Genomic DNA, 16,480 nt, shown 5'->3' with positions numbered 1-16,480 from the left:
AGTGCACCCCGTGCCAGACCGGGTGGCCTGGCAAGACTTTGCAACCGTGGAAGCATTGACCATGAACTCAGCAACAATCGGACAGGCTTACAACTACAAGGTGGTTCGCCAATTCGTCGTCGCAACCGTGGTATGGGGCGTGATCGGCATGGCCATGGGGGTGTGGATCGCCTCGCAACTGGTGTGGCCGGAAATGAACCTCGACCTGCCCTGGACCAGCTTCGGCCGCCTGCGGCCCCTGCACACCAGCCTGGTGATCTTCGGTTTCGCCGGCAGTGCCCAGTTCGCCGCCAGCTACTACGCAGTACAGCGCACCTGCCAGGTACGGCTGTACTCCGACACCCTGGCCGCCTTCACCTTCTGGGGCTGGCAGTCGGTGATCGTGATCATGCTGATCACCCTGCCCCTGGGCTACACCACCACCAAGGAATACGCCGAGATCGAATTCGCCGGCGCGGTGTGGATGGCGGTGGTCTGGATTGCCTACGCGATTGTGTTCTTCACCACCGTGGTGCAGCGCAAGTGCAAGCACATCTATGTCGGCAACTGGTTCTTCGGGGCCTTCATCGTGGTGATCGCCATGCTCCACGTGGTCAACCACCTGTCGATCCCGGTGGACTGGTTCAAGTCCTACCCGGTGTATGCCGGAGCCACCGACGCCATGGTCCAGTGGTGGTACGGGCACAACGCCGTAGGCTTTTTCCTGACCACCGGTTTTCTCGGGATGATGTATTACTTCGTGCCCAAGCAAGTCGGTCGCCCGGTGTACTCCTATCGCCTGTCGATCGTGCACTTCTGGGCACTGATCACCCTGTACATCTGGGCCGGCCCGCACCACCTGCACTACACCGCGCTGCCGGACTGGGCGCAGTCGCTGGGCATGGCCATGTCGCTGATCCTCCTGGCCCCCAGCTGGGGCGGCATGATCAACGGCATGATGACCCTCTCCGGGGCCTGGCATAAGCTGCGCACCGACCCGATCCTGCGCTTTCTGGTGCTGTCCCTGGCGTTCTACGGCATGTCGACCTTTGAAGGTCCGATGATGGCGATCAAGACCGTCAACGCCCTGTCCCACTACACCGACTGGACCATCGGCCACGTACACGCCGGGGCCCTTGGCTGGGTGGCGATGATCACCTTCGGCGCGATCTATCACATGGTGCCCAAGGTCTTTGGCCGCGAGCAGATGTACAGCGTGCCGCTGATCAACCTGCACTTCTGGCTGGCCACTATTGGCACCGTGCTCTACATCGCCTCGATGTGGGTCAACGGCATCACCCAGGGCCTGATGTGGCGCGCAGTCAACGAAGACGGAACCCTCACCTACTCCTTCGTCGAGGCCCTGGTGGCCAGCCATCCGGGCTTTATCGTGCGCTTCGCCGGCGGCGTGTTCTTCCTCAGCGGCATGCTGCTGATGGCCTACAACACCTGGCGCACCGTGCGCGTAGCCGATGAGCAGCTCGCACTGAACGACGCCCAGATCGCCTGACCCACCCTTCCCACGCCGGCCGCCATGGCCGGCGTTTCCTTTTTCCGGGAACGAGATTGCTGATGGATATCCTGTTCAACCTGCTGGGGGTGGTGTTTCTCTACCTCTGCATCGAGTACTGCCTGCGCCATCAGAGCGCCAAGAGCCTGGATGAGGCCAGCCTGATTCCCTTTGCCGACGACCCGGACGTAGCGCGCCGGGTGGAGTTGACCACGGGCAAGAAGGTCAATGCCGTGGCACCGGAGGAAGCCAAGCCGGGGTGGATCAACCTGGATATGTGAACGAACTGGCGAAGGGGCCTGCAGATTCTGCAGGCTTCTGCAGACCGCCTTCGCTGTAGGAGCCGGCTTGCCGGCGAATCGACCCGCAAGTCTTGCACATGACGGCTGACCGCTTTCGCTGGCCAGCCAACGCCTAAACATGCGGGTGCCGCGCCAGGTCAGGCGCGGTCGCGAGGGATCAGGCTCTGCAACTGGGCAGCAAGCAAGTTGCCGTCGAAGACGAAGATGTCAGGGTCTTTCAGGCCATTGGTCTTGCGCCACTGCCAGGCGCCAGACGCCTCGCCCACCAGCGACACACTGCCCAGGCGTGCAGCGGTCAAGCCCATCACCGCCAGGGAGATCTGCCCATTGGCGCCCATGATGTCCGGCACGATTTCCACCGGTTTCCCGGCAATCACAATGGTCAGCTTTTCGCTCTTGAAGGTCGAGCTTTCCACCGGCACCGCGGGACTGAAAGCCACGTAAGGCTCGCGATGCAGCGCCAGCAAGTCCGGCACCAGCACCGGCGCCAGCCACGCTTCGATCTGCCCGAACAGCTCATGGATACGCGTACTCCAGATCACTGACTGGCTGTCGAACAGCTGCTTCTTGTGGGCTTCGCTTGCCGCGTAATGCCGCAGCATCTCGCCCAGTTGCTGAATGTCATCCATTGCGTTTTTTCCCTGGCATCGACCTTGGGAACAGCAGGTCGCCGGTCTTGATCATGGCAGATGCGCAGGGCGTGCGTAGAGCTGTTTAGCGAACGCCCGACAAAACCTGTGGCCGTAGCCCCAGGCTGCGAGCAACCCGCAAGAGCGCGACATCGGTGAGATCGTCGGCTGCGTATCGCTCGATCACCGACTGCGGCTGTGACGGCCATGGGTGGCGTGATCAGCCTGCGCGGTTGTGGAACTGCAGCCGGTATTGGCGCGGGGTCAGGCCGAGGGTTTTACGCAGGGCACTGCCCAAATGTGATTGATGGGCAAAACCGCTGTCCAGGGCAATCGCGGCCAGGGGCAGGTCCGTCTGCTCCAGCAGGCGCCGGGCCGCTTGCAGGCGAACTTCGCTGATCCAGGCATGGGGCGTCATGCCCACCCCACGGCTGAAGTCCCGCAGCAGGCGCAGCTCGTTGTGACCGTAAGTCACGGCCAGTTGCGCCAGGGACAGCGGTTGGGCGTATTCATCGGCAATCTGTTGCAGGACCTGGCCCAGGCGCAGCGACGCGGCTGAGCTGGCGCGGGTCTGCTGGGGCAGGCCAATGAAGGCCAGGGCGCATTGCTCCAGGGCCAGTTCGTCGGTCTCGGACGCCAGCAGCAAGCGCCGCGCTTCACGGCCCAAGGCCAGGGCGCGGGCATGTCCCGGGCTTTGCAGGCGCTGTTGGCCGGCGATCAACGGCGCTTCGCCCTGCCAGCGTGCCAACAGGTACTCGCCGCCGCTGGCGGATTCGGAAAACACTTCAACGCCCTTCGGAGTCAGGGCCAGGGTACCGGGCCAGGTGTCAAAATCCTCGCGGCGGTCGGAGTCGATCGCATGCACCCCACGCTGGCGTTCCAGGGTCACGCCCAGGGTTTGCCACTGTGCCGGATCGCGGGCGCTGTAAGCAGCCGCAGGCAGCAGTTGCAGAACCAGGCGACCGTCCAGCAGACGGCGTTCAAGCACCTCGGGCATGTGAAATTTCCTGATAGATCGCTACCGCGGGCCACGGGAGACTGAAGGCCATTCAACACCACCCTTCAAGGAGTTGCACATGCGCACCATTGGCCTGATCGGCGGCATGAGCTGGGAATCCAGCGCCGAATACTATCGCCTGATCAATCAGCAGGTTCGTGATCGACTGGGCCCGCTGCGTTCGGCGCAGTTGCTAATGTACAGCGTCGACTTCGGGCCTGTCGAACAGGCCCAGCATGCCGGGCGCTGGGACGTCGCCGCACGGATCCTGGTGGACGCGGCCCAGCGTCTGCAAGACGGCGGCGCTGAATGCGTGGTGCTCTGTACCAACACCATGCACAAGGTGGCCGAGCAGATTCAGGCGGCCATCACGGTGCCGTTCCTGCACATTGCCGACCCCGCCGCGCAGGCTGCACAGCAGGCGACAACCCTGAGCGTGGGGCTGTTGGGCACAGCGTTCACCATGGAGCAGGACTTCTTGAAGAACCGCCTGGCGCAGCACGGGCTGAACGTGCTGATACCCGATGCGCAGGAGCGCCAGGCGCTGCACCGGATCATCTACGAGGAATTGTGCGTGGGGATTATCAGCGAGGCGTCGCGCCGGGTGTATCAGCAGGTGATCGAGTCGCTCCAGGCCCGAGGCGCCCAGGCGGTGATCCTCGGCTGCACGGAAATCGGCCTGCTGCTCAAGCCGGAGCACAGCCCCCTGCCCTTGCTCGATACCACCGAACTGCATGCCCGGGCAGCGGTGGAGTTCGCCCTGGGCAGCGGCACACCGGCAGCACAGTAGCGCTGCCAGTAACCCTGACCTGGCGCAGCGCGATCCGCTCGCGCCAGCGTCAACCCACGCGGCGTGCAACCCTGCAACGCGCTCGCCCGATCAGCGCGACAACATGAACGTCTCGTACTCCAGGTCGTCCAGCGCCGTGGACAGCCGCGCCAGCCCCAGTAACACACAGGCCAACAGCGAGAGGGTAAAGCCATAACCGAAGAAGCTCGGCCCCAGGTACAGGCTGGCCGACGTCAGCACAGCGTTGAGCACCACGAACAACAGGCACAGCTGCAGAACGATCGCGCGTTTGTCGAGGTAGAAAAACACGTTGAGAATCGCCATGAAGACCACCTGGATGCTCACCCCGATCAGGTCGATGTAGAACAACGGCAGGTAGTAGCTGGACATCCCCAGCCATTCCAGCAGCCGCGGACCGAAGAGGAACAGCAACACCACCGTCAGGCCCTGGACCTTGCAGATTTCCAGCAGTCCCTGGCGGATCGAGAAGGTCATCTCGGCCTTGAGCGAACCGATGTGTTGCAAGGTTTCACCGTCACGCACCGCGCGAAACAACCGGTCATACCATTCGGCAAAGTCGGTCTCGATCCTCACCAGAAACACCGCCATCCCCGGAATGATCGCCAGGTACGCCAGGAAGATCGGCAAGTCATAGAGAATCGAAGCCCGCAACGGGCCGATCACCTGGCTGGAGGTGCCCGGGTTGAACCAGAACATGAACTTGTCGATCCAGATTCCCAGGTTGTAGCAGAACCCCGTCACCAACAGGCTGAGGAACACCTGGCGACGCTTGAGGAAGTCGAAAGCCACCAATTTTTCCGCGCGATATTCACGCAGGATATCGTAGAGGAACAGGAACAGCAGAGCGCTGTGGCCCAGCAACAGCGCCATCAGCAGGCCTTCCATTTCCATGTAGCGCAGGAAGAACGCGCTGCCGACCATCAGCGAATAACCCGCCAGCATCACCAGCAGGATGCGGTTATAGGCTTTCATCCCGGAGAGGAAAATGATCACCAGCCACAGGTTGCACAGCACCACGAAGTTGGCCAGCACCAGCAAGCGATAAATCAGCGACTGGTCGAACAATACGGCCAATAGAATGATGCCCAGGATCCCGGAGCCGAGGGTCACCAGCAGCAACACACCAATCAGGTTGGGCAAAATCTGCTCGTACTTGCGCTCGAACAAACGGTCGGAGACGAAGCGGGTGAAAAACAGCTGCAGCCCGCCAGTGAGGATCAGCGACGTGGCCATCAGGTAGGTCACGGTAATCAGGAACTGCCGGATCAGCAGCTCCGGTACCACCAGCCCGAGGCTGATGATCCCCACCAGCATCACGCTGAGAATCGACAGCACCCAGGGCCCGGAGCTGATCAGGCCCGCGTAGACGTAGGCATGCAGTGTCGCCGTGTAGGAGTCGCGCGAGAGAATCTTGCGCAGTTCGAAACCGATACCGGCCATTTACTCGGCCCCCATGGCAGCTTGGTAGAGCGTGCGATAACGATCTAGCATCAATGTCTCACTGTAATAACGGTGCACCCGCAACAAACCCGCCTCTTGGGCCGATTTCCAGCGCTGGGGGCTACGCAGTAGATCGGTGATCGCCTGGCAGGTGGCCTGCGGATCGGCAATCGCCACCACAGCACCGGCCAAGCCCAGGTCACGGTCGGCGGCCACACCGCCTTCGATCAACTCGCGGCAAGAGCCGACATCGCTGCTGACCACCGGCGTACCGGCGGCCCAAGCTTCGAGAATCACCAGGGGCTGAGCTTCACTGATGGACGTCAGCACCATCAGGCCCAATTGCGGCAGGATGTCCTGGATACGCTGAAACCCCAGGAACAGCACCTTGTCCTCAAGCCCCAGGCTCGCCACCAGGCTGCGGCATTCGGCGACATACTCGGGGTCTTCCTCTTCCGGCCCGACAATCCAGCCCTCGACCTGCGGCATCACGCTGAGCACCCCGCGCATGGCCCGCAGGAACGTCTTGACGTCCTTGATCGGCACCACCCGACCGATCAGCCCGACCACCGGCGCAATGCCTTCGGCCCGGGCGCTCAGTGCTGTGGTCCATTGCTCCAGGTTGATGCCGTTGGGGATCACCTGGGTGCGCTCCGGCCGTGCGCCATCCTTGATCTGGCGTTGGCGGTTACCGTCGTACAGCGCAATGATCTGGTCGGCACTCTCGTAGGCCAGGTAACCGATCCGCTCGAAGAAGCGCACCCAGAGCATGCGCACATAACCGGAACCGGCGTCCATGCTGTCGTTGAAGGCCTGCTCGGTGCTCTCGGCGATCCAACTGGCCTGGGCCAGGTCGATCTTGCGTTCCTTGGTGTAGATGCCGTGCTCACTCAACAGGAAACGGCAATTCCACAACTGCTTGAGAATGCAGCCCAACAGCCCGGCGTAGCCGGTGGAGATCGCATGCAGCACCCGCGCCCGCGGCATGCGCCGGGCCGCTTCGGCCAGCATCAGCAACGGCGACTGCATGGTGCGCAGGGTCCAGAAGTAATTGACGAAAGAAGGGTCGGCGCAGTGCTGCTGGTAGCCTTCGGTCAGCGCCTCCCAACTGGGGCGGCTGTAGAGCACGTCATCCAGGGTTATCCGCCCTTGGGCCAGCGACTCGAGCACGCTGAAGCCCAATTCGGCCGCAGGTTTCTCCGGGTTGTGCAAGTACCGATAGAGGTTGCTCAGCTCTTCGAGGGACGCCTGGTGCGCGACTCGCCGATGTTTCGGATTGCGCCAGGCTTCCTCCAGGAACACCTCTTCGATGTGCACCACGTTCGGCGGAATGTCATAGCGGCGCTGGCCATAAGCCTCACGCTGCCCACCGATGAACAGCACCGAAAAGGTCAGTTCCGGCAACCCGAGGATCATCTGGTGGATCCAGCCGGACACGCCGCCTCGGACATAAGGCCAGGTGCCTTCGAGCAGCAGGCAGACATCGGCTATCGGGGTGGTGAGCGGTTTTTTCATCAGGCTCTTCATGTCCAGTTCTTGACCAGCGCAGCAAAGGGTGGCCGCTGCTGCATATCCAGCGGCAATCTTTGCAGCAGCTCCGGGATCTCTGCATAACGCCCGCTCTCAAAGGCGATTTCCGCCCGAAAAGGCAGGACCTTGGCCGGATCCATACCGGCGTCCTGGGCCTGCTGCATATGCAGCCGGGCTTTGTCGGCGTCACCCCGCTCAAGGGCGATGCGCCCGGCCAGCAGCAGCAACTCACCGCCCTCGCCCGCCGCCAGGGCCAACTCGGCGTGTTCACCGGCCTGCCCGAGCACGTGTTGCTGGACACTGCCCTGGGCCAGGCCCAGGTACGTCAGTTCCCAGTACCAGCGAGCCAGAGTGGCGTGCAGCGCCGCGGCCTTCTTCGGCACCGCCGTTGGCAGTTGCGCGAGGGCCATCTGGATCCGCATGTTGATATCGCTTTCCTGCTTGTCGAGCATCGAGTACGCCAGCAAGCGCACGTCATCGCTTGGATCGCCCAGGGCCAGCTTGAGAATCGGCACGGCTTCCTTGCCCGGCATCCGCCGGGTGGCCAGCAACGCTGCCAGGCGCTGGTCCGGATCAGGCGCGTGGCGCAGCACATCCTGCAAGCCGCTGTCGCCGAAGGTCGGCGAATGCAGTTGCACCTGTGCACGGAACGGTAGATCGGGAATGCCCACCGCCTGCCACATCTGCGTCTCGCGCTTGCGCGGCAGGTACAGCGCCGGGAAGATCGCCACCATCACTCCGACCGCCCCGATCAGCGGCACAAAAAAGGCCAGGCTGAAAATGAACAGCGGGCTCCACGGCAACGGCGTGCGATAGCGCGCCGGCATCAGCAGCCAGACCGCCCCGGCGAGCAAAGCACAGGCAATGCCATGCGTCAGTGCGTACAGCAGCGCAATCTGCAGGTCAGGCAGCTGTAATGCGATACTCGCCCAACTGCCCATTTCGAAAAGCAGCGCTCCGCTAAACAACCACTTGCTGATCATTCAGGCCACACTCGTTATGCAGGAAATTACGCAGCCCATCCCGTTGCCGGGCCGACTCCAGATCGTAGAACATGACATTGACACCCAGGCCATCCAGTTCCACCGCCATGCCGAAGTGCTCGTGAATCAACTTGCCCAGCCGTGCCACATAACCTTCGGCGCCTCGTGCACTGGTTAATGGCAGCAACACCAGGAGCAACTCATGGCCGCGCTCGTTATGCAACGGCAGGTGCAGGTCCAGGCCGCGTTGACTGCGCTCGAACAGCCGCGCCAGTTCATCATTGGGCCGGGTCATCTCGAAGGCGTAGAGACAGCCGGACAAGCCGTGCCGCTCGACGTCCATCAGCGAACGCTTGAGCTGGCGAGTGAAATGCTGGGCATCGGCGCTCTCCAGTTGCAGCACCTGGGCATCGTGATGGAGCAAATCGGCGATATGCCCGGCCAGCAAGGCCAGCAGGCTCAGGGTCCGCTCCTGGAACGCGAAGAACGGCATCTGGCGCACCGCCAGGATCGCCAGGACCTGCCCCTCGGTGTCGATCAGCGGGATACAGGCCTGTAACGAAGACACACTGGCCTGGCCACCCGCGTCGATCAGTTCTGCACTGACACTGACCAGCTCATTGCGCTCCAGGCACAGGCTGACCAGCAAGTCCTGGCTGTCCAGCTCGCCCATGACACCGGTCGCGGCCAGTTGCGTCAGTTTCGGCGCTTGCCCGCGCACCGGCTCCACACGGTACAAACCGGCCACCCGCAGCGAGCCATATTGCCCGAGCAAAGTCAGGGCCGGCTCTGCCAGCAACGTCAAGGGATCGTGCCCGTTGGGCACCGCGCGCAAGCGATCGCGCAAGCCCAGCAACGAACTGCGCAGGCTCTGGTCGCTGCCGGCCAGGCGCTGTTCGAGACGATCATGGGACACCCGCAGAATCTGATGCGCCCGGGTAAAATCGTCGAGCCGGTACTGACGGTATTCGTTCGCCATCTGCAAGCGCAGCAGGCGGCGCTCCCACAAGTCCCGCACCTCCCCCACCACCATGCCGCACACCAGCACGCCGACAATATAGGACGGCGCAATCGCGGCGTAAGCCGGCAGCCCCGACTGGCGCAAAACGAAGAAGGCCAGCACCAGCAGACTGGCGCTGATCAGGCCTCGGACAAAACCGTAGCGCACGCCCAAGAGCAACGGCGCCATCACCGACCAGGGGAATTCACCTTGCACCTGCAGCGGGTCTTCAGGCGCCAGCCACACGCCGATGGCGATGACCAGTCCGGTGACCAGGAATGTTTCCAGCCAGGACGCCGGGCCACTGGCACTGGGTGCAAGGCTGTAATCCATGTGTGGAGAATTCATTAAAATCACTCGAGCCGAAGATCACCAATAAGCCTGTCGAGCACTTTCTGTGCGGCGCCGGCAAGGCTTTCACGGGACCAACCGGCACGAGCGCCGCTGTTGCTCCAGAGCACCTTGCCGGTGCTGGCTTCCACCACCCGCAGGCTGATACCCACGGCCGGTTCGCCATCCAGGCCATTCTTGTACTGCCACTCTTCGACGCTACCGGACACCACGTAATCCAGCTTCTGGTCTCGTGCCCAGTCCATGCCACCGGCCAAGCGCTCGCTGTCGTCGAGCAAGGCCGGCTCGCCCTGCCCCGGCGTGCCGGTATACACCTGGGGTTGCAGGCCACGGCTGCTCAGCACGCTGAGCAAGATCTGCTCACTGCGCTCACCGGCCTGGGGCGTCTGCGAATAGTTCACCAGCGGCAACACGCCCCAACGGGCATTGCTGGGTAGTTGTGGACTGCTTTTGCCGGTGAAGCTACTGCAACCTGCCATGAGCAAGGCCGCCATGGCCAGACTCACGTAGCGAATGGATTGCATAAGGGTTACTCCTGTTGAAATGCCATGATCAGCGTCCAAACCGCACGCCATAACTGATACCCACGGTACCGCCGGACTTGCCTGAACCACCCTGCGGTGCCGACTGATAGCCAAACGTCAGCGCCAATTCGTCACCGCCCACCACCTCCATCCCGACACCAGTACTGATGCCGTAGTTGAACGTGCTGTCGGTCCACTGCCATCCCGAACTGACATCCACCAGCCAGGTGTATTGCCCGCGAGTACGGTTCAGTGCGCCCGGGAAGCCGCGTCGCCAGGTACTGCCGAAAAATAGCTGGCCGTAACGCTTCTGCAAGAGCTCCTGAGGCGTCAGTTCAGTCGCGCTGGTGAGCCCAAGCCCAGCCAGGTCGATGCCGCCGCCCTCGCTACTGGCCAGATTATCTAGCGTGCGGTTGTTCAGGCTGTTGCGCTGGTAGTCGATGCCACTGCGCAGTTCCCAGTTCGGGCCCTCGAATTGCAGGGTGTGATCAAACTCGATTTTCAGCGCCTGGCCATTGCCCAGGCTGTCACCGCCGCGGGTCGAGAACGAACGTTGCGACAGGTTCCAGGACAACTGGTCGCGGGCCGAGTAGCGATGCCGCCCGCCGACCCAGACATCATCCTGTTGGCCGAAGGTGCGCATCAGCCCGCTGTCTTCGTTCTTGCGGTGCCAGTCGGCGCCGACATCCAGCTCATTGCCGCTGTCGACTTGCCAGGTACGACTGACGCCCAGGCCGTTGCGATCGTCGTCATCGCGCAGACTGCTGTCGAGGATCAGCTTGTAGTTGCCATCGGCCACTTGCCGTTGCAACGTCAGCAGCGCATTGCGTTCAGTGCCCAGGTTCGACGGATCAAGGCTGTCGCCACTGTACTGGCCCTGCTCCAGCACCAGCGAGGCGTACCAGTTATCGTTCAGGTAATGCGCCATGGTCAGGCGCGGGCCACTGAACACCAGTCCACCGTAGTCCTGCCGCTCCCAGGCGATCTGCGCACCTTGCGGGGTGCGCTCGGTCATCTCGATCGCCTGGCGACGCAGCTGTTCACGCAGGGCCGGCGACTGCTCGTCACCCAGGGCCGAGAGCCCTACCCCCAGGGCTTCGCCTGTTCGTCCCAGACTGTTGAGGGCCTCGACCTGTTGCGCCGGATCCAGCCCACCATTGGCCACCAGACGCTCGAGAGCGGCGCGGTTGGTCGCGCGCAAGGCTTGCTGGATCTGCTCGTAGCCACTGACTTTCAGGCCACGGCTGCGCGCCCAGGCCAGCCAATCATCTTTCTGCGCCGACTGGTTGGTGTCATCCAGGCGTGCCAGCAATTGATCGAACCAGATCTGCAGCATCGGCTTGGAGCCGTCCTGCCATTGCATGGCCTGTTGCTGTGCCTTGCGCGACGAATAACTGCTGGCCAGCAGCCGCAGCCAGGTGGTGTAGCCCTGAGGCGTGGCGCGAATCTGCTCAGGCGTGACCTCGCGGTTGAGCTTGAGCCGCAGGCGCTGGGCTGAATCGGCGGAACCGGCTTCATCCAGGGCATCGGCATACGCCGCCTGTACCATCCAGTCTTGAGGGTTAGCCTGCAGATACAGGCGATACCAGGCCAGCGCCTCAGTATTGCGGCCAATCAACTGACTGGCACTGGCGAACGGCAGCCACAAGCTGCTGTCGCTGCGCGCCAGCGAGCGCCATTGCTGCAGCAACGGCTTGAGTTCAGTCTTGCTCCCCAGGTCCACATAGAGCCACAGCAGGCGCTCACGGAAGAGGTTGTCATCCGGGTAACGGCTCAAGCCCAGCCGATACAGACGCAAGGCTTCCTGGGGCTGGCCTTGTTGCACCGCCAAGGCACCACGAGCGGCCAGCACCTGGGCGTAATCGGCAGCATCCGGATACTGGTCCGCCTCCTTGAGCAAGTCGATCACCAGCGGCCAGTCCTGCAGCTCCTGCGCCAGTTGCAAGGCGCCGATCAAGCGCTGCGGGTTGTGGTGTTCACGCCAGCTGTCGACCATCAACTGCAGGCTCCTGCGCGGATCCCGAGTGCGATAGAGGGTAATCAGCTCGCTTTCGTCGCCGCTATTGAGCGAGCCCTTGATCGCCAGCATTTTTTCCAGGGCCAGCTGCAGCTCGTCGTCCAGCTCCAGGTCCCAGGCCAGCGCAGCTCGGGACTGCCAGTAGTTCAGGTCGTTGATCTTGCTGCCATCAACCGCGGTGATGACCTTCCAGGCCGACTGACTGTCGAACAGTTTCAGGTAGTTGTTGGCCCAGTCCACACGTTCGGTGCTGGTCAACCGAAAACCCTTGGCGAAACGCGTCCAGATCACCAGGCGCTCCGGGTACTGCTCGGTGTTTTCCAGGTTCTGCAACAGACGAACCCAGGCCAGCCGCTGTTTCGGGTACTTGGCCACATAGGCACGCAGCCACTTCTCACCTTGCTCGGGGGTGCCCCGGGACTCTTCGGCATACACCAGGGCGTCGAGCTCGACATCGGTCAAGGCGCGTTTATTCATCCGCTCGGCCAATAACGGAATGCCGCGGTCAAAGTCGTAGACCTGCATCGCCAGGCGCCAGGTGTGTTCGAACTCGGCTGGGTTGTCGCGCAGTGCGCTCAGACGAATCCAGTAATCGAGTGCCGCCGAGCTGTCGCCACGCCATTCAGCCAGGTGCGCCATCTGCTCAAGCAGCGCCACATCATCCGTGCGCAGCGCCAACAGTTGTGCCCCTACCGCATCGGCTTCGGCCAGATTGCCAATCGCCAGAAGCTGCTTGAACTCCTTCGCCATGACCTCCGGGCTATCGGGCTGCAGTTTGCGCCACTCGTTGAAGAACAGCTCGGCCAGGTCCCGACGGTCATGGGCCATCGCGACATCGACCCCCTGATCGAGCAGCACCGGATCAAACTCGGCGTCCGGCTGGGCGCTCAATTCCTTGGCCAACAACTCGGCCGCCTGGGCGCCACGATCTGCCGCCACCAGCCCCTTGAACGCTTCCTGCAAGTGTTGCCGACGCTCTTCGGGCTGCTTGCTGTCGTTGAGCATTTGCACATAGATGTCAGCGGCGCGCCCCGGTTGCTCGCTGGCCATGTACCACTTGGCCGCATCCACCAGCCACTTATCGCGCTGTGCGGGATCGCGCCGCGCCAGCTCGACATAGGCGTCCGCCGCCAATCCTGGAGCCTGGGCGGTCAGGGCCAGCGAGGCCAGGCGTTCGAGTTGTGCCGATGGCAGTTTCTGATAGTCGAACGCCTTGAACCGCTCGGCCAGGGCCTTGAGCTGCGCTGCGTCGGTGCTTTGGCTCAACGCCTGGGCGTCCAGCTCAAGCCGGTAATAGGCCTGCAACGTCGGATCCGGATTCGGCCACTCGGCGAGGTGTTTCTCCGCACGCGGGTAATCGCCCAACTGGATCAACAGGTCCAGCAGCTGGGTGCGCAGCTCGGTGCTGTTCGGGTGCGCCGACAGCAGCACCTCGGCGTAGCTGGCCGATACTTCGTCCGGCGCTCCGCCTTTGGGGCGGAACGCATCTTCATTGCGAAAGGTTGCCCACAGCAGCACGCCGACTGCGATGGCTACCAGCAGCAGCGCCCAAGGGTTGAGCAAACGAGTACTTTTAGTTGCAGAAGAGTTGGCCATCACTCACCTGCTTGACTGGAACCTGGAAATGCCAGAGACCTTGCGCGGATTTGCCTGGATAACGCTGCCCCTGTATTTCGACACGGCAAGTGCCGGCCGAGCGCACCGAGAACTCCAGGTTGAATTCACCGGCGAACGCGAACGTCACTTGTCGATCATTCACGTAACGCCAGTCGCGCAAGGGAATATTCGCCTCCTCCAGCGCCGGGCGCGGATCGCGATCGGCACGCAAGGCCAGCACTGCGCGGTCACTGCTCAGGTGTACATAGCGCCCCTGGGGAAGGTCACGCACACCGGCGACACCCTGGGAACGCCCCAGGTCCGGCCAGCCGAGTTTCGGGTCCAGGCGCAAGGTTCGCAGGCCATCCATGCCACGTACCTGCCAATCGCCATTGGCGGTGCGTGCCAGGCTCGCCTGGTACAACCCATGAACCCGGTTCAGGTAGTCACTCATCCACAACGACATCGGCTGCTGACCGCGCATGAACTGGTAAATCTCGTTCATCGCCTTGATCGACGCCTGCTTGGTCCCCGAATAGAAGTGGTAATAGAGGTGAATACCGCGCAAGCGCCGTGGGCTGTCAGTCAAGGTGAAGGTATCGATCACATCCCGGAAACCGTAGTACGGGCCTTTCCAGAGGTTGGTGTACATGTTCTCGTTGATCACCGGCGCGTAGTACTGCAGGCCGCCCTCGGTAGGACGCAACAAGGGATACAGGCCTGTCAGCGAAGGATTGGCCTTGGTCAAGATGGTCTGTCCGCCATTGACGTTTTTCAGCCCCGCGTCATACGCCATCTTGATCGTCTCGGCGCTCGGCAAGGCATCGCCGGGCCAGAAAATCAGCTTGACCGGTTTTTGCGCAGTGGTCAGGCGGCTGTTGATGTAGTCCCGTGAACCGTAGATTTCTCGCCGATAGTCCAGCTTGTTGTAGCCGGGAATGTTCAGCCGCAGACCGTATTCAGCGTGGAAGTCCTCGTCCTTCCTGGCCTTGTCCGGCTGCATGTAGAACGGGTGGCTGAAGGTATGGGTAGCCACCTCGACCTTGGGGTCGGCAAAGATTTCCTGGGCAATCGGCTCCAGTTCCCGGGCCAGGAACGGCGACATGCCCTTGGGCCCGATCTCCCCTTCGATGATCGATACCGAAGTCAGGAACGGATTGGGACGAATATAGTCATCCAGCACCTGGCGCCCGGAGTACGGGGTGCCCCGGACCTCGGCGTGGGACGGAAAGCCATCACCGTCGATGTGCACGGTGGCGATCCGTCGGCCGTTCTCGGTGGTGGTATCCGGATGCGGTTGTTCAGGCAGGCGCAAGGCCTTTTGAATGAACGCGAACGGATCGAGAATCCATCGGCTGCGCTCGACGTTGGCTTCAACCACATAAGGCGCCAGCGCCATGCCGCCCCAATCGCCGGTGACTACCGCTGCGAACTTGCCGCCCTTGTCATCGCCCAGCAACAACGCCGGCTTCGGCCCATTGGGGAGCAGCGAAACCAGGGTCAGCTCGCGGGTTCTCGGCACCACCGGCGCCTCGAAGGAGCCGATCAGGCTGTTGTCCTGGCTGAGCACATGCAACGGCGCACGGGCCGTAGGTGCGGCAAGGTTCAGGCCCAGGCGCTTGAGCAAGGCTCGGTCCTCGATCGGCAGACCGGCCATGATCGCCACGGGCACCTGCTCGTCGAGGCGCTTGCCGAGCCAGCTATAGAAGGCACGGCTGTTCTGTGGCGGGCCACTGGTCATCCACAACACGACGCCGGCATACAGCCCGCGAAAGTCATGCGTAGGCAAGGAGTCGTCGACCGGCAGGTAGTCCACCCGATACCCCAGGTACTCCAGCAAGCCGCCGAGCATGCGGTGCCCGGCATGGTCGTACAGCTCGCCTTCACGTGGATCGTAGAGCATGGCGATGCGCCGCGGCTGGACTTCCACGGTGCTGATGCTCAGGGCGTTCAGGTCGGGAGTGGTCACTACCGGAATAAAGCCTTCCTGGCTCAACTGCTGCACCAGCTTGCGGGCCTCATCGCGACGATTGGCCGGCAGGTAGTCAATCGCCACCAACGGAATGTTCCGTGCACGCAGGGGCTTGAGTTCACCTTCGAGCCAGTTGCGGTCGGCTTCGGACACCGGACGGTAACGCTTGGCCGAGGCATCCCAACCGGCATGGATCGACTCCACCGCCACGGCGGACGCGACGCCATCGAGTTCACCCAGCACTTCGAAACCACGGTTGAAAAACAGCTTGAGGCTCGGCTGACGGCTGTGTAGCTCACGCAGGAAGGTCACCAGCGCCTTGCGCTGGGGCTCGCGATCGGCTTCTGGCAGCAGCTGAAAGCTGTCCAGGGTGTCGAGGAACAGGCCGGCATAACCCTGGGCCTGCAGCTCAGTGGCACGCTTGAACAGATGCTCGCGCCAGGCGGGAGTCGCAATGTCCATGACCTGGCTGTCCCAGGCCTTGTTGCGGATTGGGCTGGCGCTTTGCGCCAGGGATTGTTTGTCCAGGGCCGAACGATCGCCATCGAACTCACCCACGGAAAGGTAGGCGAACGGCTGGCTGCCAAGTTTGCGCAACGTGGCGACATCGGCAGTGCTCATATGGCCGGATTCGACCACCGCCCATTCGAACTGGGCCAGCTCCGCCAATGGGGGGCGATCGCCATACCAGAACCCGACGCTTGCCGGAGCTGGAACCTGGGCTTGTACCACTGAGTGAGTGACACATAAGGCCAACGCGGTGAACAGACGCATCATCATCTTGCACGTGCGCGTCCTGCGATACTTCATTCCCATAGTTCACTCTTTGATTGTTCTAA

12 protein-coding genes are annotated in these 16,480 nt (G+C 62.5%); 3 read left to right on the top strand and 9 right to left on the bottom strand.

All coding sequences use genetic code 11. The features are described from left to right. The first annotated feature begins 61 nt into the window (after positions 1-61). Both ccoN and GV818_RS04355 read left to right on the top strand, forming a co-directional pair. The gene (gene ccoN / locus GV818_RS04360; protein ID WP_161755074.1) at positions 62-1,489 is read left to right on the top strand and encodes a cytochrome-c oxidase, cbb3-type subunit I; all 1,428 of its coding nucleotides are present in this window, start codon (positions 62-64) and stop codon (positions 1,487-1,489) included. A gap of 62 nt (positions 1,490-1,551) precedes the next feature. Continuing rightward, a complete protein-coding gene (locus GV818_RS04355; RefSeq protein WP_161775871.1) occupies positions 1,552-1,770 on the top strand; it encodes a cbb3-type cytochrome c oxidase subunit 3 in 219 nt (72 codons plus the stop codon). 158 nt (positions 1,771-1,928) lie between these two features. On the opposite strand, the gene GV818_RS04350 is transcribed toward GV818_RS04355, so the two are convergent. After that, the gene (locus GV818_RS04350; RefSeq protein ID WP_161755078.1) at positions 1,929-2,420 is read right to left on the bottom strand and encodes a hypothetical protein; all 492 of its coding nucleotides are present in this window, start codon (positions 2,418-2,420) and stop codon (positions 1,929-1,931) included. 220 nt (positions 2,421-2,640) lie between these two features. Continuing rightward, a complete protein-coding gene (locus GV818_RS04345; RefSeq protein ID WP_161755080.1) occupies positions 2,641-3,417 on the bottom strand; it encodes a helix-turn-helix domain-containing protein in 777 nt (258 codons plus the stop codon). A gap of 79 nt (positions 3,418-3,496) precedes the next feature. On the opposite strand from GV818_RS04345, the gene GV818_RS04340 reads away from it, so the two are divergent. Continuing rightward, the gene (locus tag GV818_RS04340) at positions 3,497-4,207 is read left to right on the top strand and encodes an aspartate/glutamate racemase family protein (RefSeq protein WP_161755082.1); all 711 of its coding nucleotides are present in this window, start codon (positions 3,497-3,499) and stop codon (positions 4,205-4,207) included. 90 nt (positions 4,208-4,297) lie between these two features. Here GV818_RS04340 and pelG read toward each other — a convergent pair whose 3' ends face one another. The 7 genes from pelG to GV818_RS04305 are packed head-to-tail and all read right to left on the bottom strand — an operon-like array spanning position 4,298 to position 16,457. Then, positions 4,298-5,668 carry an exopolysaccharide Pel transporter PelG gene (gene pelG / locus GV818_RS04335; protein ID WP_161755084.1) on the bottom strand — a complete coding sequence of 457 codons (1,371 nt, stop codon included), beginning with the start codon at positions 5,666-5,668 and terminating at the stop codon, positions 4,298-4,300. Next, positions 5,669-7,183 carry a GT4 family glycosyltransferase PelF gene (gene pelF / locus GV818_RS04330; protein ID WP_178124720.1) on the bottom strand — a complete coding sequence of 505 codons (1,515 nt, stop codon included), beginning with the start codon at positions 7,181-7,183 and terminating at the stop codon, positions 5,669-5,671. Between the two features lie 8 nt (positions 7,184-7,191). Then, complete coding sequence (locus tag GV818_RS04325; RefSeq protein WP_161755086.1) at positions 7,192-8,181, bottom strand: tetratricopeptide repeat protein; 990 nt, start codon at positions 8,179-8,181, stop codon at positions 7,192-7,194. Further along, entirely contained in the window at positions 8,159-9,529 is a 1,371-nt protein-coding gene (locus tag GV818_RS04320; protein ID WP_161775870.1) for a PelD GGDEF domain-containing protein, read from the bottom strand. The genes GV818_RS04325 and GV818_RS04320 overlap by 23 nt, the downstream gene beginning before the upstream one ends. 5 nt (positions 9,530-9,534) lie before the next feature. Next, a complete protein-coding gene (locus tag GV818_RS04315; RefSeq protein ID WP_161755090.1) occupies positions 9,535-10,056 on the bottom strand; it encodes a penicillin-binding protein activator LpoB in 522 nt (173 codons plus the stop codon). A 28-nt stretch (positions 10,057-10,084) separates the two neighbouring features. Further along, complete coding sequence (locus GV818_RS04310; protein ID WP_161775869.1) at positions 10,085-13,669, bottom strand: tetratricopeptide repeat protein; 3,585 nt, start codon at positions 13,667-13,669, stop codon at positions 10,085-10,087. Further along, entirely contained in the window at positions 13,647-16,457 is a 2,811-nt protein-coding gene (locus GV818_RS04305) for a bifunctional glycoside hydrolase 114/ polysaccharide deacetylase family protein (RefSeq protein WP_161775868.1), read from the bottom strand. The genes GV818_RS04310 and GV818_RS04305 overlap by 23 nt, the downstream gene beginning before the upstream one ends. Positions 16,458-16,480 lie beyond the last annotated feature (23 nt).

The sequence above is a fragment of the Pseudomonas sp. Fl4BN1 genome (assembly GCF_009908285.1).
GTDB lineage: Bacteria > Pseudomonadota > Gammaproteobacteria > Pseudomonadales > Pseudomonadaceae > Aquipseudomonas.
Note: the sequence above shows the minus strand (reverse complement) of the source record. Positions and strands in the feature narration are given on the sequence as shown.